The sequence below is a fragment of the Corynebacterium nasorum genome, from assembly GCF_022345765.1.
Classification (GTDB): Bacteria; Actinomycetota; Actinomycetes; order Mycobacteriales; family Mycobacteriaceae; genus Corynebacterium; species Corynebacterium kefirresidentii.
Window position 1 is genome coordinate 154,550 of record NZ_JAKRDR010000004.1, and the last position, 20,241, is coordinate 174,790.

The window sequence follows — 20,241 nt, forward strand, 5'->3', positions numbered from 1 at the left end:
CGGAATATTCCCCGCATGGATGAGCTGATCCAGCTGCCAGAAGTAGAAACCGCGCGACAGCGCCTTGCCGAGCACACCATTCGTGCAATTGTTCAGCGCACAGTTGCCCAAGCACGCCGCGGCGAGCTGCCTATCAACGATATCCCCACAGAAATTGCGCAACGCCTGGGGCAGCAGAGGGTGCATTCCCTGCGGCCGGTCATCAACGCCTCCGGCGTCATCATCCATACCAACTTAGGGCGCGCCCCTCTTCCGGGAGCCGCAGTAGAGGCCCTTCATGACGCCGCCTCTTATACCGACGTGGAAATGGACCTTGATTCTGGCAAGCGCTCGAAAAACCGCGGAGCTGGCGCCACGGCTGCGCTGCTTGCGGCCTGTCCCGGTGCAGAAGATGCCCTCGTGGTCAATAACGGCGCCAGTGCCTTGCTCTTGGCCACTGCCGCACTGGCCCCGGGCAAAGACGTCATCATTTCGCGCGGCGAACTTATTGAGATCGGTGCGGGCTTTCGTTTGCCGGAGCTCATCGAGTCTACGGCCACGCGCCTCAAGGAAGTCGGCGCGACTAATCGCACGCATCTGGCCGATTATGAGCGCGCGCTGGGGGAAAATACCGGCGCCATTTTGAAGGTGCACCCTTCTAACTTCCGCATTGAGGGCTTTACCTCCGCAGTCGGCGTGGATGAGCTGCACCGCCTAGCAGCGCAGCACCATACGCGGCTCATTGTGGACCTGGGTTCTGGTTTACTAAATCATGATCCCGCGCTGCCAGAGGAACCAGATATTCAGGCCCAGCTGCGCGCCGGCGCCGATATCGTCATTGCCTCCGGCGATAAGCTACTCGGCGGCCCGCAGGCAGGAATTTTGCTCGGTACCAAGGAGGCGATTGCTGCGGTGAAAAAGCACCCACTTGCGCGCGCCGTGCGTATAGACAAGCTGCGCCTCAACGCCTTGGAGGCTGCCATTTCCACGCCTTCGAATGCGGTGCAAGATGCATTGCATCTGGACAGGGAGACCCATCGCGCGCGCACGGAAGCGATAGCGGAGGCAGTCGGTGCGCGCGTAGTGCCCCACGATGGCCGCGTAGGCGGTGGCGGGGCGCCCGAATACCCGCTACCCGGTTATGCAGTTAGCCTGCCAGAACACTTTGCGGACGCGCTTCGCCACCACGAACCACCGGTGGTAGCCCGGGTGCATCAGGGCAACTGCTTAGTGGATATACGCTGTGTTCCCGCAGACCAAGACGCCGTGGTCATTGCTGCGATTAAGGCGGTGGGCTAGGTGTACGTCGTTGCTACCGCCGGCCATGTAGACCATGGCAAGTCCACCTTGGTGCGCGCACTTACGGAGATGGACCCGGACCGGTGGGAAGAAGAGAAGCGCCGCGGGCTCACCATTGACCTAGGATTTGCCTGGACCACCTTGCCCTCTGGTGCAGATGTGGCTTTCGTGGACGTGCCCGGCCATGAAAAATTCTTGGGCAATATGCTTGCCGGCGTGGGCCCAGCCCCAGTGGTCCTTTTCGTGGTGGCAGCTGATGAGGGGTGGCAAGCCCAGTCCACCGATCATCGCGATGCCTTGCGGGCACTGGGCGTAGAGCATGGCATTATCGCTCTTACCCGCAGCGACCGCGCCACCGTAGATCGCACCGCCGAGATCCGTGCGGAGCTGGCAGATACCCCGCTTGCCGACGCCCCCATTATCCCCGTCTCCGCCCCCACCGGCGAAGGCATTGCAGAGCTGCTGCGGGCGCTGGATGATGTGCTAGCCGAGGTACCTGCTCCCGATCCTAAGGCTCCAGTGCGCCTGTGGGTCGACCGTGCGTTTAGCGTAAAGGGAGCGGGCACCGTGGTCACCGGAACACTCGCCGCGGGCAGCTTGCGCGTAGGCGATAGCCTGCAGGTGGTGACAGCTGAGGGCGAAAAGACGGTGGAGATTCGGGGACTGCACAGCGAGAATCGCGCACAGGAATCCCTTGGCCCTGTCACCCGCGCGGCCGTCAACCTGCGGGGAGTAGATGCCGCCGAGATTCATCGCGGCGACGTAGTGCTGAGCCCAGGCGCATGGCGACTGGTGGAGCACCTCGATATTCGCCGCACCTTTGGCGCCGAGCTCGATGGGCTGCCGGATAACCTCGTCGTCCATACCGGCACCGCCGGGGTAGAGGGCCACTTGCGGCCCCTTTCGCCCGAGTTCGCGCGCCTTAGCTTGGCTCATCCGCTGCCCCTTCAGCTCCTCGACCGCTTCGTCGTCCGCAGCCCCGGCGGTCGCCACGTCGTCGCCGGGGTAGAAGCAGTAGATCTCCGCCCGCCGGAGCTTATCCGTCGCGGTGCCGCTCGCCGTCGCGCAGAAGAACTCAGCGCGCAGGAGTCATTTAGGGATCCTGCATCCTATCTGTGGCGCGTCGGCTACGCCCGCTTGGATGACCTCGCCCGCGATGGCTTCGATACTGCCGCGCCACCCGCAGGCATCATCGCCTTCCGCGAGTGGTGGATAGCCGCTTCCCAGGTAACACGGTGGAAGGAAGCACTCAACGATGCTCTGCATGCCCACGCTGCCGCACATCCCTTGGCGCCGGGAATGCCTCGCAAGGCGGCCATGGATGCCCTCGGCATGCGCGACGAAGGATTGCTAGGGCTTGCGATCGCCGCTGCGAAGGCAGAAAGCAGTGAGGGAGTGCTTCGTCTGCCTGGGCAACGGGTGGATCTCGGCGCGGCTGAGCAGGGCATTGCTGTTATCGAGAAGAGACTTAAAGCGTCACCCTTTGCGGCACCAGAGGCAGATGATTTAGCGGAGCTGGGTCTGGGTACCAAGGAGCTTGCTGCCGCTGAGCGCGCCGGGCGCCTGTTGCGTCTTCAGCACAGCATCGTGCTTTTGCCCTCGGCACCAGAGGAAGCGCGTCGGTACTTGGCCGAGCTGGAACAGCCCTTCACGCTTTCTGCTGCCCGCCGGGCCTTGGGGACGACGCGACGGGTAGCCATTCCGCTCCTGGAATATTTAGATGCCCAGCGGATTACTCGCCGCGGGGAGGGAGGCTGCAGAACCTTGCGCTAGCAAGGACACTTTGGCGGGGCCGGTAGCTATTTGCGGTGGTTTCCTCCGCGGTGGTGGGAAGTCTCGCGTGCTACGCGCCGAGCCCGCACGCGCGCGGATTCGGAAGAATAACGGCCTGGTTCCTCGGCTACCGGGAGCACGCGCCAACTAAAACTCTGCTCGCCTGGGACAGAGGAGACCAATTCTGCAAGCTTGGCGCTGGCTTTAGGCGGCGTGGCCGAGTGAGCAGTTTGTTGTGGCGAAGCCGTCTGGGAAGGCGCAGCGGGTGCGGCTGGCTGCGCGTGCGGTCCTTGCGGACGACGCGAGCCCGTGGGAAGTGCAGTGACGATGGTCTCGTCGGATACTGTGTGATCCCAGACTTCGGGCTGTGTGGGCATGGATGCAGGTGCGGCGGCAGGAATTGCAGGTTGGGGAGCAGGCACGCGCAATGGTGGGACGGCGGGGGAGAAGATTTCCTCGGTGGTGGCCGTATCAGCGGGGATATCGACTGCAAGCATGCCGTGGCTCGTGTAGGCACGGGCGGACAGCCCCGCTCCGGAGGCACTAGCAGCCTCGAATGCGGCACGCAGACCAGGCAGCGAGGCGATATCGCCGCAGGGGCCGAGAACCATATCGTCGCAGGTAGCTACAGCCGTGCCGGAAAGGTCTTCCAGGGTAACGAAGAATTGTTGCGTACCCATGCACTGAAGCTGGGGGGAGGAAATGTCGCCGGCGGCGACGTCGATAAGCACGCCTCGTCCACCGGCTAGCAGCGCGGTTCCTTGGGGCTGGTCATTGACCGGAACCATCCACGGCCACAAGCCGAGGGACACGGCAACCTCCACCTTGCCGTCTACTACTTCCACTGTGGCACTAGTCTGTGGCTGGGCAAACGAGTTTTTCAAACGCTCTAGGGCGGGATATTCCGCGGCTTCTACCTCATCCAAAAAACCTAAAAAGCCGAAGTCTGAGCGGATGCGCCAGCCGTTGGTGTAGGTATCGGGCTCTAGGGAGACATCGACAAGCGCTGCGTGCTCGGCCACGCCGGGGATGCTCAACGCGGTGCCCAGCACGGGGTGCTCAAGGACTGCGACATGCTCCACGCCGAAGTAACTAGTCGCGAGCGGGTAAAGCGCCATAGAAAGTCACTCCCAAGGTTTAAAGGCCGGTAAACAATGCTGGACCTATTTTACGCATATGGGGGTAAGGCTGATGCCAGCTTTATATCCAGCGAGTTTTTATTAATGTGTAGACAGCTCTTTCAAGGTGACGCCTGAAAATAGAATAGGAGTAGAACCATCTCTTCTTCACCGTCTTCTTCATCCCGCCCTGTGCGCGGGGTAAATAGCTCGGAAGAAAGTAAAAAACGCACCCGTAACGCCAAGCGCATTCTCAAAGACATTATGTACCCGCATAATATCCACCCTGCGCTGGTGCCGGGCGTTTCCATTGAGGATCAGAAGGTTAAATATGGAGTGGATAAGCCGATCCTTGTGGCGGTCGGCGGCCTGGTCATGGCCTTCGTCATTTGGGGTGTGGTTGCGCCCGAGCAAGTCTTTGATGCCTCTTCGGCCGCGCTGGATTGGGTAATGCGCAACTTGGGTTGGATTTTTACTGCCTTGGCTACGTTCCTGATGTTTTTGCTCCTCATCTTGGCCTTTTCCAAGTACGGAAAGATTCCACTGGGGCTCGATGGGGAGAAGCCAGAGTTTTCCACGGTGAGCTGGGCTGCGATGCTCTTTGGTGCTGGCATTGGTATCGGCATTATTTTCTTCGGCCCCTTCGAACCGCTGAGCTACTACCTTTCGCCGCGGCCAGGCGCGTACGAGGCAGCTAGCGATAAAGCCGTGCTTGGGGCAATGGCTCAGGCCGCAATGCACTGGGGATTTAATGCTTGGGCAATCTATGCCATCGTGGGCTTGTGCGTGGCCTATGTGTCTTTCCGCCGCGGCCGCGTTCCCCTGATGAGTTCCATTTTGATGCCGCTTTTTGGCAATCGTTCTACGGATTCCCTGCCGGCGCGCATCATCGACGGTCTGGCCATTATTGCCACGCTCTTTGGTACCGCCGCGACCTTGGGCATTGGTGCGCTGCAGATCGGCCGCGGCGTGGAATTGGTTAGCGGCTGGTCCACCACCGGCAATACTGCGGCGCTGGTCATTATCGTGGTGCTGTCCATCGGCACGATTTTTTCGGCCGTTTCGGGCGTGGCTAAGGGCATTCGTTGGCTCTCAAATATCAACCTGGTGCTAGCGCTTGCGCTGGCGCTGTTCTTTTTCGTGGTAGGTCCCACCGCTTTCTTGATCAACATGTTGCCGGCAGTGGTGATTGAGTATCTCGATGAAATGCCGCAGATGCTCTCTGCCAATATGGGCGAGGGCGAAGATATGGTGGCATTCCTCTCCTCATGGACCACCTTCTACTGGGCTTGGTGGGTATCGTGGTCACCGTTTGTGGGTGTTTTCGTAGCCAAGATTTCTCGCGGGCGTACCATCCGCCAATTCGTGCTTGGCGTGCTGTTTATTCCATCGGCCATCATTGTTGCTGCCTTTACCATTCTTGGTGGTACCACCATTTGGCTGCAGCGCCGCGATGGCGATATCGCCCCGGACGGCACTATTGACTCTATGCCGGCGGCAGAAGATATCTTCTTTAAGGTCCTGGACCATTTCCCAGGTGCGGAGTGGATGGCACCCATTGTCATTCTCATGCTGGTTGTCTTCTTCATTACCACGGCGGACTCCGCATCCATTGTGAACTCGCAGCTCACGCAGCGGGGTAACCCCAAGCCAAACCCTATTGTTACCGTCTTTTGGGTGGTGTGCATGGCCGGCATCGCCGTGGTCATTTTGCTCGCTGGCGGACGCAATGCGCTGCAGGGCCTGCAGAATCTTATTACGATTACCTCTCTGCCATTTGCGGTCATCATTGTGCTTATGTGTATCGCGCTGGTGCGCGAGCTGCGCCATGATCCAATCTCTATCCGTCACTTCTACGAGGATGAGGCGGTTTCTAATGCGATTGTGCGTGGCGTGCGCGATTATGGCGATAATTTTGCCTTGTCCATTGAACCGACGGAGGGGGACTATGCAACGGGCGCGCACTTTAACTCCACTGCAGCAGAGGTGACCGATTGGTACGCGCGCACGGACGAGGAAGGCCACGCTGTGGGCTATGACTACGAGACAGGCGAGTACGTGGATAATGATCCTTCTATCAAGAATGGCGAATTTATCTCTCCTGTGCCTGAGGACAAAGATGAGGGTTAATACCTGATAATTATTATCAGGTAGGGTGCCAGCTATGACTCTTAGTACCTTTGTTTTCGCCTTCGCCTTGGTGCTGCTTTCGGGGCTATCGACCTCGATTGGCGGAGCCTTGGCGGTGGGAAAGCGCCAGCCGGGCTCGGCTTTCATGGCTGCAGCTCTAGGTCTTTCGGCCGGTGTGATGCTCTACGTCTCCTTCATGGAGATTCTCCCTGAGGGCACCTCCCAGCTTTCCGACGCCCTCGGGGGAGAAACCCCTGGCACCTGGGCCGCCGTCGGTGCCTTCTTTGCTGGCATTGCCGTTATCGCCATCATTGACCGGCTCGTGCCGGAAGAGATCAATCCCCATGAGCCGGCTACGACGGCCGAAGAGGCCCGCCGCAAAAAGCTGATGAAAACTGGCGTATTTACCGCCTGCGCGCTGGGGCTGCACAATTTTCCGGAAGGATTCGCCACCTTCTTATCCGGCCTAGAGTCTAAGGAAATCGCGGTGCCGGTGGCGGTGGCAATCGCCATTCACAATATCCCGGAAGGCATCGCGGTGGCCGTCCCGCTGCGGGAGGCAACCGGATCACGCACGAAGGCCTTTTGGTGGGCCACCTTGTCTGGGCTGGCGGAGCCGATTGGCGCACTCATTGGTTTCGGCATTCTCATGCCGGTGATTGGGCCGGCGACAATGGGAATCAGCTTCGCCGCCATCGCCGGCATCATGGTCTTTATCTCACTGGATGAGCTTTTGCCCACCGCCGAAGAAACCGGCGAGCATCACCACGCCATTTATGGCCTGATCGCCGGCATGGCCGTAATGGCGGTTTCGCTGATGCTATTTATGTAGCAGGCCTACTGTGCTTGAAGCCTAAGCCTCTGCCGGCGTGGAAGAGGTGCTCGAGGACTTGCCAAAGGAAGCTTTGACTGCCATGACGATGGTGGCGATGACCGTGCCGAGAACCAGGCCGCAAACCATAGACATGCCGGTCTCTGCCAGCCAAGCCAGGGCGCCATTAGAAATCTTTTCGGTCACGGAAGCGATGAATTCGTGCGGCTGATTCATGCCGAATTCGTGCAGGCCCTTGACCACGATATGGCCGCCGACCCATAGCATCGCGGCGGTGCCGATGATGCCGATAATATCGAGCACAATGGGCATGCCTTTGACAAGCGCGTTGCCCACCGTGGACTTGCCATTGTGGCGCTCATTTAAAGCCATGCCAATATCGTCCATCTTGACCAATAGGCTCACGGCGCCGTAGACACCCAAGGTCAATAAGATGCCGACGAAAATGAGGGCCCCGAGTCGCATCCAGAACGGCTGGTCGATGACCTCGTTCAAGGAAATGACCATGATTTCAGACGACAAGATGAGGTCAGTGGTAATCGCGGACTTGACCAAGCTATCTTCGGCGTCTGCACCCTTTTCCTGGACTGACTCGGTTTCTTTTTCTCGGTGGGGAAGAAGGTGGTGCAAGATTTTCTCGGCACCCTCGAAGCAAAGGTAGGTACCGCCGCACATCAAGATAGGCGTGAGTGCCCAGGGGGCGATCCAAGAAAGGATCATCGCGATGGGCAAGATGATGACGAGCTTATTGATAAGTGAGCCCTTGGTGATGCGCCAAATCATCGGCAGCTCGCGCTGCGGCTTAATACCTTCGACGTATTGCGGGGTTACCGCGGCATCATCGACTACAACACCAGCGGCTTTCACCGAGGTCTTGCCCGCGAGTGCGGCCACATCGTCAACGCTGGAAGCTGCGGAGCGGGCGATCAAAGCGACGTCGTCAAGCAGCGCAAATAGGCCACCGGCCATAGATTATCCTTCTGGGGTTAGGGTAATGTCATCGGACCACGTCAAGTTTATCCCTTGATGTGCCAACCAAGCCATCGCATCGTCACCGCTGCGAGTAATGCCTTCCACTGCGGTTAGGGTGGTGTCGATCGCTTTTTCTGCCTCCTCGGCAGTAATCAAGCCAGCGGAGGTGGCGGCAGAGAGCTCATCAATATCGAGGACGGAAATGGGCTCGCCGCGCGTTGCGACAAGGTCCACATAAAGATCGCGGGTGGTCCAGAGCGCACCATCGCGCTGGATTTCGGCAACGTCGATATAAAAATCTTGGTGGACGTCTACGCCCGGACGGAAGTGAAAGATATTGGCACGCAGGTTAAGGCCGGGTAGCAGCCACGATTCTAGGTAACCAAAGCGTGGGTGATCGGCGCCGCGGGCCATGTACAGACCAAACTCGGTTTCGGTGTAGGTATCGACCTCGCGCAGGAAACCTTTGGGGTCGGTATTGGTGTAATCGGTGGTATTAAAGGTCTCGCGCTTGACCGGATGGAGGTCCACCGCCATCTACTTCACCTCAAGGAAAGCGGCAGTGGGGGCGAATTTGCAGTGGGACTCTTGGGTATTAACGCCGCCGGATAGAAGCGCGATAACGGTGCCTTTGCCGGTCTGGGCGGTGCCGGACAAGGTAGTGGGGCCATCCTGGTTGATGCCGTTGTTATTCAGCGGGGTGATGCCGCTGCGCAGGGTATCGAGATTGAACCACTGCACATTCATTCCGCCCTGCTCGCGCGCGGCCGGAGGGGTGCCAAGAGCGGTAAAAAGGAAGACGGTCTCGCCGGGTTGTGCACCAGGTGCTGGCATTTCCGTGGGGCCAGGTACGGCAATGGCCGAGCCCATGGCATCGCTGGTGCCGCCGATGCAATGTGCGGAGACGGTGGGCCAATAAAACTGGCGGAAATTCGGGTTATTGCCCTCCGGCATAGCCACGCCGCCCTTGCCATCGCCGCCGCCGGCGAAGAACGCGAGGCCCGAGAGAATAGCGTTGCGAACATCCTCGGGAATCCAAGGTTGTGCCGCAAAAGCGCGGATGCGGTCCTGGGTTTCCTGATTGGGGCGGCCGAGCTCGTCCAGCGGGCTATGGGTCGATGCCTGCTGCACTAAGGAAGAAAGATCCGGTGCGGATGCCTGCGCAGGGGCGACGAGCGGAGAGGCGAGGCCGATGAGCGCGGCCGTGGCAGCGGCGATATAACCGGTACGGCCGGACAGGCGCCAAGTGGTGCGGGCGTGGCTCACGTTATCAATTCCTTGGGTGCGGTCTCGGGAAAGGGAGTTAAACCCCAGTTGTCACATTTGTAACAATATTACCTACAGTAACGATAGTGATGGCAAGGACAGTGTCAAGTATTTTGGCAATCTATAAGAATTCTCGCTCTCCCTATACGGTGCGTTACGGGGTAAAGCCATCCCCAATGCTGCACTTGGCCCTTTAAGGGGGTATCGTGGGAGCTCGTTCAAGATCAAATTCGCGCGCGCAAGCGCTGTAGATCCTCCGAAGGAGAACCCCACTAGTGAGTAATACCGAGTTCCGTAATGTTGCCATCGTCGCGCACGTTGACCATGGCAAGACCACCCTGGTCAACGGCATGCTGGAGCAGTCCGGCGCCTTTGGTGACCACGGTGAACACACGGACCGCGTCATGGACTCCAATGATCAGGAGCGCGAGCGCGGCATTACCATTCTGGCCAAGAACACGGCCATTCACCGCAAGGGCCTAGGCAAGGACGGCCAGGACCTTATCATCAACGTTATCGACACCCCAGGCCACGCCGACTTCGGTGGCGAGGTCGAGCGCGGTATTTCCATGGTGGATGGCGTCGTCTTGCTCGTCGATGCCTCCGAGGGACCGCTGCCGCAGACCCGCTTCGTGCTCACCAAGGCACTGGAAGCCAAGCTGCCGGTTATCATCTGCGTGAACAAGACTGACCGCCCGGATGCCCGCATCGACGAGGTTGTCTCCGAGTCCCAGGACCTCCTGCTGGAAATCGCCGCCGGCCTGGAGGATGAGGAAGCTGCAGCCGCCGCCGAGGAGCTGCTGGACCTGCCGGTTCTCTACGCTTCCGGCCGCGCCGGCGTTGCCTCCACCGAGAACCCAGGCGATGGCAACGTCCCTGCGGGCGAGGATCTGCAGCCGCTTTTCGACGTCATCTATAACGTCCTCCCAGAGCCTTCCGCTACCGTCGACGCCCCACTGCAGGCGCACGTGACCAACCTGGACGCCTCCGACTTCCTAGGCCGTATCGCGCTGCTGCGTATCTACGCCGGCCGCATTAAGAAGGGCCAGCAGGTGGCCTGGATCCACTACGACGAGGATGGCAACCAGCACACCAAGACCGTGAAGGTCGCCGAGCTGCTGCGCACCGTCGGCTTCGAGCGTCAGCCGGCCGAGGAAGCCATCGCCGGTGACATCGTGGCTATCTCCGGCATTTCTGACGTCATGATTGGTGACACCATCGCCGATCCGGAGCACCCTGAGGCTTTGCCGCGCATCACCGTAGACGAGCCGGCCATCTCCATGACCATCGGCGTGAACACCTCCCCGATGGCAGGCCAGGGCGGCGGCGATAAGCTCACCGCGCGTATGGTCAAGGCCCGCTTGGAGCAAGAGCTCATCGGTAACGTTTCCCTGCGCGTGCTGCCCACCGAGCGCCCCGACGCTTGGGAGGTACAGGGCCGTGGCGAGATGGCGCTGTCCGTGCTGATTGAGTCCATGCGCCGCGAAGGCTTCGAGCTGACGATTGGCAAGCCGCAGGTTGTGACCAAGGAAATCGACGGCAAGACCTACGAGCCATACGAGATCCTCACCATTGACTCCCCGTCCGAGCACCAAGGTGCTATCACCCAGCTGCTGGCCGCCCGCAAGGGCCAGATGCAGGCCATGGATGTGCGCGAGGGCGACTGGGTACGCATGATCTTCCGCGTTCCTGCCCGTGGCCTCATCGGCTTCCGCACCCAGTTCATGACCGAGACCCGCGGTGCCGGTATCGCTAACTCCATCTCTGACGGCCTGGATGTCTGGGCCGGCGATATCAAGTCCCGCCCGACCGGTTCCCTGGTGGCTGACCGCACCGGCCAGATAACCCAGTACGCGCTGACGCAGTTGGCTGACCGCGGCAACTTCTTCGTCGAGCCGGGCGCCGAGGCTTATGAGGGCATGGTCGTTGGCGCCAATAACCGTGATGAGGATATTGACATCAACATCACCAAGGAAAAGAAGCTGACCAATATGCGCTCCGCTACTGCGGAGGCCACGGTCACCCTGGCCAAGGCACACACCCTTTCCTTGGAAGAAGCACTGGAATTCTGTGGCAACGACGAGTGCGTCGAGGTCGCCCCGGACGTCCTGCGCGTGCGCAAGGTAGAGCTTTCTGCTACCGATCGCAAGCGTGCTGCGGCTCGCGCGAAGCAGATGAATAAGTAGTCAGCACCACCTTAGGTGGTGGTGATTGCCGCTGAAGTTGCAATCACCGCCGCTACTGCTGCCGCCTCCTCAACAACGGCCTTAACCGCTGAGGAGGCGGTTTTGTCATATTCCACCTCCTTTTTGATCTCCTGAATGCGTGCCCGCATTTCCCGTCGCTTCATGCCCTCCGCATCGTGTTTGAGCAGAGTATAGGCACCGGAGACTTCGCGGAGGATATCGAGGATGATGACGTCATTGACCTCGGCTGGGCGTTGTGCTTCCAGCACCGCGACCAGCCGCTCGCGCAGTTGGTGCTCTAATTCCAAGTCCGTCATGATGTAGCGGTCGCCGCCCCATTGCCACCACTTGGCTTTTTCTATGTCGAGCTGGCCATTCGCGTGGAAATCCAAGGCGATGATTTCCCGTGGGGTAAACCAAGAAGCTTCCAAGAGCTCCTTCGTACTGGCGGTCTTGTGCTGCTGTAACTCCTCCCATGCCCAGGCCAAAACTGGGTTCTTTGGGCGCTGGGTGGTAGTTACTACCTTTTTCTTTTCCGCGAGTTCGACGTGTCCGCCCAGCAGTAGGTCCGCGAGGACGGTAGCGCGTAGGGCGGCCTCATTATTGGACACCCAGTCTTCTTTCTTGCCATTGTCTTTGGTTAATAGCAGGAACATTTCTTGGCAAATCAGCATTGGTGCCTCCCTCAAAGTTGCGGTCTGAGCCTGAGTCTAGCGCCGAATATCTTCGTTCCGGCGGGGTAGAGGGACTAAAGTAGTCCGCGATGAAAAAGAATCCGGCTTCAACAAGGCGCGCGGCATCGGCAATGGCGGCGGTGCTGAGCGCCGCTAGCCTTGTTTTTTTAAGCGCTTGCGCGGCTAACCCTGGCCCTCCACCGGTGGTGGAGGATAATGCCTCCGCGCTGCAAGAGGATCAGGCCACCACCACTGCAAAACAGCAAGAAGAGTTACCCCAAGACGCCGATTCCGCCAAGCGTCCTACTATCTCAGTGGGCGTAGATCCCTTGCGCGCGGGATTAAACCCGCACTTGGTGGCCAATAATTCCGAGCTGGTGGACCAGATTGCGGAACTGGTGTTGCCTTCAACCTTCCACGGCGGTCAGAGGGACGCCGATATCCTGGAATCCGCCGCCGAGGTAAATGCCCCCAAGGGGGTAGCGCAGCGAGTGCGCTACGTTATTGCTTCACCTGCGCAGTGGTCAGATGGTACGCCTATCTCTGGCGCGGACTTTAGCTACTTGTGGAAGCAGATGACCACGACCGCCGGTGTACGAGATCCCGCTGGCTACCACGCCATCTCGGCCGTGAATACCTCTGATGGTGGTCGCGTAGTCACGGTGGATTTTTCCCAGAAGGTTAAGGACTGGCACCTGCTCTTCCATAACCTACTGCCTTCGCACTTATTGCAAGATGATAATTTCGGCTCCGCATTAGCGGATAAGATTCCGGCATCGGCCGGACGCTTCCTTGTCGATAGCGTGGACCGGGGACGCGGAGTCATTACGTTGAACCGAAACGATAGGTTCTGGGGCGCTAATCCTGCCCAAGTGGATGTCATCCAGCTAAGTGAGGTACGCGATAGCACCCAGGCGCTGAATATGCTGCGCTCCGGACAGATTGGATTCGCGGACTTTACTCCGGACCAAACCTCAGAGGAGGCGTTGGGCCTTTTAGGGCATGTTTCTGAAAAAGCACTTACCCGCCCACGCCAACTGCGCCTGCACATGTCTACTGCAGAAGGCGCATTGGAAGAAAGGGCAGAGCGCCGCGGATTGGCCTCACTGATTGATACGGATCAGGTCGCCCGCTTGGCCACCGGCCGCGCTTCCAATCTGGAGCCCGGAAATAACCCTATAAGCAAAGACACGGATCTTACTGCGTTGCGCGCACGCGCCAGTAAGAAACCGGTTCGCTTTGCGGTAGACCCTACTAGCCCCACTGCCTTGGCCGCGGCAAATACCCTCTACGATGTCCTGGAAGCCCACGGGATAGATGCCGAGGTGGTTTCCGAGCGCCTGACCACAATAACCTCCAAGCTTTTGCCAGAAGGCGATGTGGATGCTGTGGTCACTTGGGAAGATATCTCCTTGAACTCGTTGGCCGCGGCAAATATCTTTAGCTGCGATAATAAACAACCACTGGCAGGCGATTTGTCCGGAATCTGTCCGGAGAATGCGGAGGAGATTCGCAAGGAAATCTTGTCCGGGGCCATGAGCCCGAAGGAGGCGCTCGGCCGCATTCGAGAAGTGAACTCTAAAGAAGCGCTCTACGTGCCGTTGATGGATGAGACGCGTATCCACGCGCTCGGGAAGGGTATTGTAGGCCCCGGCCAAAGCATTGATGATTGGGACGGGGGTCTTATCACCGCGCCCCGCTGGAGGATAGATGAAGACTAAGGATTTAACCGGCTATCGCGTGGTGGCAGTCCACGCCCACCCGGATGATGAAACCCTTTTTATGGGCGGTACCCTGGCGAGCCTCGCTGCACGCGGCGCCGAGGTCACCGTTATTACGCTCACCGTGGGCGAGGACGGCGAGGTTATTGGTGAGCCCTACCAGGGCCTGGCCGATCATGATCAGCTCGGCGGCTTTCGCGCTCGCGAATTGGCTAACGCACTGGAGGCTCTTGGAGTAAAGGGAATCCAGCTCGGCGGCTTCGGTCACTTCCGTGACTCCGGCATGGCGGGCTCACCCTCCCACGAAGATTCGCGCGCGCTGGTCAATCGTATCGATGAGGCTGCCGATTTCCTCGGTGAGGAGCTCGAAGCAATTGACCCCCACGCCATTTTGACCTACGGGCCCGATGGCGGATATGGCCACCCGGATCACATTGCGGTGCATAAGGTGGTGATGAAGGCGGCGTCGCCAAGCGTGCGCATTTGGTACGGCATTTTTGACCGCGCCGCTAACTACGGCGGCCTGGAAACCCTCGATGCCCCAGCTGGATGGACCAAGCCCAGCCAGGAGTACTTGGACAATTTCACCAACGAGGGTGCTGATGTCACTGTCGCTCTTTCTGACGCCGCCTTGGACGCCAAGCGCCGCGCCATGCGCGCTCACGCCTCCCAAATTTGGTTGGCCGATGGCTCCACCACCCGCACCAATCCCGCGTCCGCTGTGGCCGCGCTCCATGAACCTGAGCGCGTGCCCGGCGCCTTTGGCCTGTCCAATCTGCTAGTTATGCCGCTGCTGCCTGCCGAATACTTCCAACTGGGTCAAGGCGAGCCGGCCGATGATTTGCTCGGTGGGCTGTGATGCGCACGGATTTTAGCCGCGGCGAGCAGGTAACCGGCCTGGTGTGGTTGGCTATTGGCGCGTTGCTTTCGGTATTTCTCGAGGTCATTTATCTCACCGCCCGCATCCCGCTATCCAATGGGGCGAGCGTAGCCTTTCCCATTACGATTGTGATCGCGTGGTGGTTCAACTCCGTGCTTACCCGCACCGCCCGCTTGTGGAGCCGCACGCCGGTAGTCAGCGCCATCCCGCTCATCGTATGGTGCTTAGGATTTTTCGCCTTCATGTTGATGGTGCCAATGACTGGAGACATGCTCTTGGCCAATAATATTCTCAGTCTGCTCCTGCTTTTGGCGGGGATAGGCGGCGGCGTTTGGCCATTTTTTAAGCAGAAGTGACATACTATTAATCACCCCAAATCCTAGACATCAGGAAGTTTCAAGGAATCTCCATGACTTATACAATCGCACAGCCTTGCGTTGACGTAATGGACCGCGGCTGCGTTGAGGAATGCCCTGTTGATTGCATCTATGAGGGCAAGCGCATGCTCTACATCCACCCGGATGAGTGCGTGGACTGCGGCGCCTGCGAGCCGGCTTGCCCGGTCGAGGCCATCTTCTACGAGGATGACGTTCCCGATGAGTGGCTGGACTACAACGACGCCAACGCAGCCTTCTTCGATGACTTGGGCTCCCCAGGCGGAGCGGCGGCCCTTGGGCCACAGGACTTTGACGTCCCGATGATTGCCGCGCTTCCACCACAGAATCAGGAGTAAGACATGGCACGCACACCGCTAGGAAAGACGCTTCCAGACTTCCCCTGGGATTCGCTGGCCGGCGCCAAGAAGAAGGCCCAGGCCCATCCAGGTGGAATCGTTGACCTCTCGGTGGGCAACCCCGTTGACCCAGTAGCCCCAGGCGTGCAGCTTGCGTTGACCGCAGCCGCGCAGGCCTCCGGCTACCCGCAGACCGCCGGCACCCCGGAGCTGCGCGAGGCCATCGCCGCCGCGCTGACCCGCCGCTACAATATGCAGGTCGATCGCGTACTGCCGGTGGTTGGTACCAAGGAAGCCATCGCCTGGCTGCCCACACTTTTGGGCATGCGCGGCGAGACCGTCGCCTTCCCCTCGGTGGCTTATCCCACCTACGAGGTGGGCGCGCTGCTTGCCGGAGCGACTCCGCTGCGCGCGGATTCTGATTTCCAAGACGCCTCTTTAGTCTTTTTGAACTCGCCTTCCAATCCCACGGGCCGTGTGCTCGGGGTGGAGGAGCTGCGTCGCATCGTGGCGTGGGCGCGCGAGACCGGCGCCATCATCGCCTCCGATGAGTGCTATATGAGCTTGGCCTGGAATGACGATAATCCGCCGGTGTCCATCCTCGATCCGCGCGTGACCGATGGAGATAACACCGGGCTGATTGCCATGCATTCGCTATCCAAGACCGCGAATATGGCTTCCTACCGCGCCGGCTTCTTCGCGGGCGATAACGACCTCATCGACGAGCTGCTACTGCTGCGCAAGCACGCCGGCCTCATCGTTCCAGGGCCCATTCAGGCCGCCATGGTCGCCGCGCTTAACGACGACGACACCGAGACGCTTCAGCGCAACCGCTACGCCTCCCGTCGCGCGGTGCTCATGCACGCGCTTGTCGACGCCGGCTTTACCATCGACCACTCCGATGCCGGCATGTACCTCTGGGCCACTCGCGGAGAGAACTGCCGGGAGACCATCGACTGGCTTGCCGATCGGGGCATCCTCGCCGCCCCCGGTGACTTCTATGGCCCAGCAGGCGAAAAGCACGTGCGCATTGGTCTCAACGGCACCGATGAACGCATCGATGCTGCAGTAGACCGCCTCGCCGGTGCCTAATTCCGGCAGGCCTCCCGCCCGCGAGGGCATTTCGCCGCGCAAAACGGTTCTGCGCGGCCGCGTGCCCGAGGAAGGGGAGTACTTCGCTGCCCGTGCCGGCGATTCTCCCTATCCGCCTGGGGCTTTGCTGCCGGCTGGGGCCGAGCTGCCGCGTCCCGTGCCCGCCTGGTATCACCCCACTGTGCCTGCCGAGCGCCCCATTCCTTTCGACTACTCAGTCATCTACGCCGACCGCGACCTCATCGTGGCCGATAAGCCGCACTTTCTGCCCACGACCACCAATGGCCGATTACAACGCGAAACTCTGCAAACCCGGCTGCGCGTGGACTTCGGTGAAGACGATATTGTGCCTCTCCATCGTCTAGACCGTCTGACCGCCGGCCTTGTGCTTTGTTCTCGCAATCCCGCCACTCGCGCCGCTTACCAGCGCATCTTTGGGGAGGGGAGTGCGGTGAAGAGGTATCGGGGCGTCGTCAAGCGGCCGCTTTATGTGGACCGGGAAATCACCCTGCACATGCACAAGCCCCGCGGCTCGCGCCAGGTGCTCGTTGCTTCCGATGGCACACCCACCTCTACGTATGTGCGCGCCGCCGGCCGAGAGGTGACCATGTGGCCGCGCACCGGCCATACGCACCAACTGCGCGTGCTACTCAATCATCTGGGGCACCCGCTTCTCGGGGACGACACGTATCCCGCCCCGCGCAAGCTCGACCTGTATGATTTTCGCGCCCCGCTCGCCCTACTCCATGAGGCTATCTCTTTTATAGATCCTCTATCACAATCCGAGCGTCAATTTTTCAGTTCGCAGGACTTAAGAACTACAATCGAGTAGTTATTAAATCACTGGCTAGAAAGGCGGCCCATGGCAGACCTCAGCGTCGCGCGCTTTGTGTCCAATTTTGGGCAGTTTCTCAAATTCGGCATTGTTGGCGGCTCCGGTACCGCGGTTAATCTCTTTGTGGTCTATTTGTGCAGAAAGATTACTTGGTGGTCTGGCGGCATCGAGGCGGATGATCCCTTCATCAATCTCTTCGGCTCTGTTTTCCATATCCGTTGGTACCATGTGTTTTTGACCATTGCGTTCTTGGTCGCCAACACTTGGAACTACCAGCTGAATCGCATGTGGACTTTCCGATCGGTGGCGAAGGTGTCTTGGCTGCGCGGTTTCTTCCCATTCCTTCTCGCTGGAATTGGAGCTTTTATCGTAAGTCAAGTTGTGGCGACACTGTTAATGAATCCGACTTCGCCGCTGCACTTGCCCACAGACATTCTGGATGATTCGACCGGTTTGCGTACAAAGGTGTACTGGGCATCAGCCATTTCTATTATTGTCGCTATGCCGATTAACTTTATCTTGAACAAGCTGTGGACCTTCCGCTCGCAGCCGAAGACGCCTCAACTTGTCGAGGAAACCGAGCCGGCCTAGCTAGGTCCCGTGTTCATTTTCATCCCCGCCGCCCTTCGCGCTCACCAGCGCAGGTTGGCGGGGATTTTTCTTTCTCCCAGTGAGCGCGAAGGGGACAGTACCTCCCGTCGCGCTCACGGGGAACGAAATCAGAGAAACCCCGCCGTCCGCGGTGAGCGCGAAGGGCAGGTTGAAGTGCCGGAGTGAAACTAGTCTTCTAACTCGGCATCGAGGCGAGCTTGGTCGCGGCGGTGCTGGCGGCGACGAATGAAGGGGGTCAGGGCGAGCACGGTAATGGCGCCGACTGCGGTACCGATGAGGTAGGAGACGGGGTCGTGGCCGTCGGCTGGCGCATAGGCGTTATAGGCAATGCCGGCGAACATGACTATAAGAGGGATGAGGTAGACAGCGATAGCCGTCCAATTGCGGCTAACAATTGGGGTGGCCACGCGCTGGCGCATCCAAGCAGAACCGATGGAGTTGCCCACGATGGACGGCACGAGCGCGAGAAAGCACAGCATGGACATTTGGCCAGGAAGGACCCAGGCGAGAACTGCGGCGACGACGAGTTCGAGGAACGGGATTGGGGTCATTCCGATTGCGCAGGCCTTGTAAAGAGTGTCGCGTTCGAATTCATCGCGAGTCGCGCGATCGATTTCCTTGAGGGAGTAATTGGCGATGGCGTTAATCATGTTGTTCAGCTCCAAAAATTTCTTCGACGGTTTTTCCTAGTTCGTGGCAAATATCCAGTGCGAGGTGCACGGAGGGCGAGTAGTTGCCGCGTTCGATATTGGCGATGGTTTGGCGGGAGACGCCAACTCTTCTGGCGAGTTCAGCTTGTGATAATTCGAGCCAGCGGCGCCATTTGCGGACCATGTTGGGGTGCTCGGCCACCTGTTCTCCTTTACGGGCTGTCGTTCTTGCATTACCGAGTGTAAAGGAAATTTGTCACCAAGGCAAGGTTTATACGCACAGATGTCACCGCCAATAGGGCACAGTGGCTGAGGTAGGGAGCTGCGGACTACCGCCTTTTAGCACTTCCAACGTGGCCTTGACGAGCAAAACGGCTTGGCTGAGGTGGTGGATGATGTCATCGGCAGTAAAACGCAAAACGGTATAATCGTGAGCTACAGCCGCGTTCTGCTTGGTACGGTCAGCTTGAAAGGCCACACTGTGCTTGTGGTATTCCCAGCCGTCAACTTCGACCAGCAGCTTGCCAATTTTCAGGTCAAAGCGATAGCCGGCGATGAGAACATTGTGCTTGGGGAAGATACCTTCTGCGCGCAGCTGCCTGCTTAGCGTGCGTTCCGGTGAGCTATCCGCGCCTATAGCAGCGTGTCGTATCGTCTCTTTAAGAGGCTTCGGAACGCGCCTCATTCGCCGACGGTCCTCTTCGAGGCGGCCGGGCCCGTGCTTTCCGCGGTAGTGCTCTTCCAATAGCGGTCTGCACGCACGCGAAATTTTGCGCGCAGCCCATAGCGGTTGCACCACCGGTAGGCCGTTGACCTTGTGTGTGGCCCGGAGGCGCGAGTGCGAAACGCGGAAGCATTTTCCCTTCAACGTGCGGGGTCCCTCTGCTTCCAACGGAAATGTTATTGGCCGGCCCAGATAGATCTCCTGCGCGGTCTTTCCAGTGAAATGGATGCGGCTGAGCCCGTGCGCCAAGGCCCGCGCTACTGCCAGGGGCGTCCACGTATCGGTATAAATCCCCCGATGTACGCGGTACAGCTTGCCCTCACGCACCTTGCGGCGAATCGCCTCTTTGCTCAAACCTTGCTCGCGTAGTTCCGCGGTTGTCCATTCCCCCATGGGAATAAACGTAAACAGCCGCAGTGCGTGATGGCTACGCTTCTCGCTGCAGCCTGTGGATAACTCAGGGACGGGGCTCGATTTTCCGCCGCGTGGCCTGGATCGCTGTGGATAACCGCCCCTCGCGCTCACCGGCAGCCACCCTTTGGCAGAGATCCGTGTTCACGGTGAGCGCGACGGGAGCGGTAGAAAAGGCCGTCGCCCTTTGCACTCACCGGCAGCGCTTTCCGACGCCTCCATCCGCTCCCCGTGAGCGCGGCGGGCGGAGCATCGGGCAACTCACCCCCTCGCGCTCACTGGGGGACGAAAAGAGGAGCCCCTCCGCGTGCCGGTGAGCGTGAAGGGCATAGAGAGGCGGGGAGAGGAGGGGAG

General features: G+C 59.5%; 20 protein-coding genes. 12 read left to right on the plus strand and 8 right to left on the minus strand.

Going from position 1 to position 20,241, the window contains the following annotated elements:
- Positions 1–15: 15 nt before the first annotated feature.
- Positions 16–1,278, plus strand: coding sequence for an L-seryl-tRNA(Sec) selenium transferase (gene selA / locus MHK04_RS05090; RefSeq protein ID WP_239208057.1), 1,263 nt, complete (start codon positions 16–18; stop codon positions 1,276–1,278).
- Entirely contained in the window at positions 1,279–3,051 is a 1,773-nt protein-coding gene (gene selB / locus MHK04_RS05095) for a selenocysteine-specific translation elongation factor (protein WP_239208034.1), read from the plus strand.
- Positions 3,052–3,077: 26 nt separating this feature from the next.
- Here the strand turns inward: selB and MHK04_RS05100 are convergent, their stop codons facing one another.
- Positions 3,078–4,169 (minus strand): hypothetical protein, encoded by a 1,092-nt coding sequence (locus MHK04_RS05100; protein WP_239208035.1) that lies wholly within the window; start codon positions 4,167–4,169, stop codon positions 3,078–3,080.
- A 192-nt stretch (positions 4,170–4,361) separates the two neighbouring features.
- Here MHK04_RS05100 and MHK04_RS05105 point away from each other — a divergent pair, with 192 nt between their 5' ends.
- Both MHK04_RS05105 and zupT read left to right on the plus strand, forming a co-directional pair.
- The gene (locus MHK04_RS05105; protein ID WP_239208036.1) at positions 4,362–6,299 is read left to right on the plus strand and encodes a BCCT family transporter; all 1,938 of its coding nucleotides are present in this window, start codon (positions 4,362–4,364) and stop codon (positions 6,297–6,299) included.
- Positions 6,300–6,333: 34 nt separating this feature from the next.
- Positions 6,334–7,131 (plus strand): zinc transporter ZupT, encoded by a 798-nt coding sequence (gene zupT, locus MHK04_RS05110; RefSeq protein WP_239208037.1) that lies wholly within the window; start codon positions 6,334–6,336, stop codon positions 7,129–7,131.
- 21 nt (positions 7,132–7,152) lie between these two features.
- On the opposite strand, the gene MHK04_RS05115 is transcribed toward zupT, so the two are convergent.
- From MHK04_RS05115 to MHK04_RS05125, 3 genes are read right to left on the minus strand one after another with little or no spacing between them, the layout of a single operon-like run.
- On the minus strand, positions 7,153–8,100 hold the full coding sequence (locus tag MHK04_RS05115) for a DUF808 domain-containing protein (protein ID WP_239208038.1): 948 nt from the start codon (positions 8,098–8,100) through the stop codon (positions 7,153–7,155).
- 3 nt (positions 8,101–8,103) lie between these two features.
- Positions 8,104–8,640 carry a ribonuclease FAU-1 family protein gene (locus MHK04_RS05120; protein WP_239208039.1) on the minus strand — a complete coding sequence of 179 codons (537 nt, stop codon included), beginning with the start codon at positions 8,638–8,640 and terminating at the stop codon, positions 8,104–8,106.
- Positions 8,641–9,369 carry an Rv1157c family protein gene (locus tag MHK04_RS05125; protein WP_239208040.1) on the minus strand — a complete coding sequence of 243 codons (729 nt, stop codon included), beginning with the start codon at positions 9,367–9,369 and terminating at the stop codon, positions 8,641–8,643.
- A 275-nt stretch (positions 9,370–9,644) separates the two neighbouring features.
- Between MHK04_RS05125 and typA the strand changes: the two genes are divergently transcribed.
- Positions 9,645–11,555 carry a translational GTPase TypA gene (typA, locus tag MHK04_RS05130; RefSeq protein WP_086588097.1) on the plus strand — a complete coding sequence of 637 codons (1,911 nt, stop codon included), beginning with the start codon at positions 9,645–9,647 and terminating at the stop codon, positions 11,553–11,555.
- A gap of 11 nt (positions 11,556–11,566) precedes the next feature.
- Here typA and MHK04_RS05135 read toward each other — a convergent pair whose 3' ends face one another.
- Positions 11,567–12,229 carry a GOLPH3/VPS74 family protein gene (locus tag MHK04_RS05135; RefSeq protein ID WP_239208041.1) on the minus strand — a complete coding sequence of 221 codons (663 nt, stop codon included), beginning with the start codon at positions 12,227–12,229 and terminating at the stop codon, positions 11,567–11,569.
- An 89-nt stretch (positions 12,230–12,318) separates the two neighbouring features.
- On the opposite strand from MHK04_RS05135, the gene MHK04_RS05140 reads away from it, so the two are divergent.
- The 7 genes from MHK04_RS05140 to MHK04_RS05170 are packed head-to-tail and all read left to right on the plus strand — an operon-like array spanning position 12,319 to position 18,081.
- A complete protein-coding gene (locus tag MHK04_RS05140) occupies positions 12,319–13,950 on the plus strand; it encodes an ABC transporter family substrate-binding protein (protein ID WP_239208042.1) in 1,632 nt (543 codons plus the stop codon).
- Positions 13,940–14,809 (plus strand): PIG-L family deacetylase, encoded by an 870-nt coding sequence (locus MHK04_RS05145; protein WP_239208043.1) that lies wholly within the window; start codon positions 13,940–13,942, stop codon positions 14,807–14,809. Before MHK04_RS05140 ends, MHK04_RS05145 begins: the two co-directional genes overlap by 11 nt.
- The gene (locus MHK04_RS05150) at positions 14,809–15,186 is read left to right on the plus strand and encodes a hypothetical protein (protein ID WP_049361462.1); all 378 of its coding nucleotides are present in this window, start codon (positions 14,809–14,811) and stop codon (positions 15,184–15,186) included. Before MHK04_RS05145 ends, MHK04_RS05150 begins: the two co-directional genes overlap by 1 nt.
- Positions 15,187–15,239: 53 nt before the next feature.
- Entirely contained in the window at positions 15,240–15,563 is a 324-nt protein-coding gene (gene fdxA, locus MHK04_RS05155; RefSeq protein ID WP_005327491.1) for a ferredoxin, read from the plus strand.
- Between the two features lie 3 nt (positions 15,564–15,566).
- A complete protein-coding gene (dapC, locus tag MHK04_RS05160; RefSeq protein ID WP_239208044.1) occupies positions 15,567–16,655 on the plus strand; it encodes a succinyldiaminopimelate transaminase in 1,089 nt (362 codons plus the stop codon).
- On the plus strand, positions 16,648–17,487 hold the full coding sequence (locus tag MHK04_RS05165; RefSeq protein WP_239208045.1) for a pseudouridine synthase: 840 nt from the start codon (positions 16,648–16,650) through the stop codon (positions 17,485–17,487). The genes dapC and MHK04_RS05165 overlap by 8 nt, the downstream gene beginning before the upstream one ends.
- Positions 17,488–17,517: 30 nt before the next feature.
- Positions 17,518–18,081, plus strand: coding sequence for a GtrA family protein (locus MHK04_RS05170; RefSeq protein WP_200287781.1), 564 nt, complete (start codon positions 17,518–17,520; stop codon positions 18,079–18,081).
- Positions 18,082–18,269: 188 nt separating this feature from the next.
- Here the strand turns inward: MHK04_RS05170 and MHK04_RS05175 are convergent, their stop codons facing one another.
- The 3 genes from MHK04_RS05175 to MHK04_RS05185 form a co-directional block, all read right to left on the minus strand.
- Positions 18,270–18,752 (minus strand): transcriptional regulator, encoded by a 483-nt coding sequence (locus MHK04_RS05175; RefSeq protein WP_200287779.1) that lies wholly within the window; start codon positions 18,750–18,752, stop codon positions 18,270–18,272.
- A complete protein-coding gene (locus MHK04_RS05180; protein WP_023021845.1) occupies positions 18,745–18,954 on the minus strand; it encodes a helix-turn-helix transcriptional regulator in 210 nt (69 codons plus the stop codon). The genes MHK04_RS05175 and MHK04_RS05180 overlap by 8 nt, the downstream gene beginning before the upstream one ends.
- Before the next feature lie 84 nt (positions 18,955–19,038).
- Positions 19,039–19,869: a type IV toxin-antitoxin system AbiEi family antitoxin domain-containing protein gene (locus MHK04_RS05185; RefSeq protein ID WP_239208046.1), complete on the minus strand. Its 831-nt coding sequence runs from the start codon at positions 19,867–19,869 to the stop codon at positions 19,039–19,041.
- Positions 19,870–20,241: the final 372 nt, after the last annotated feature.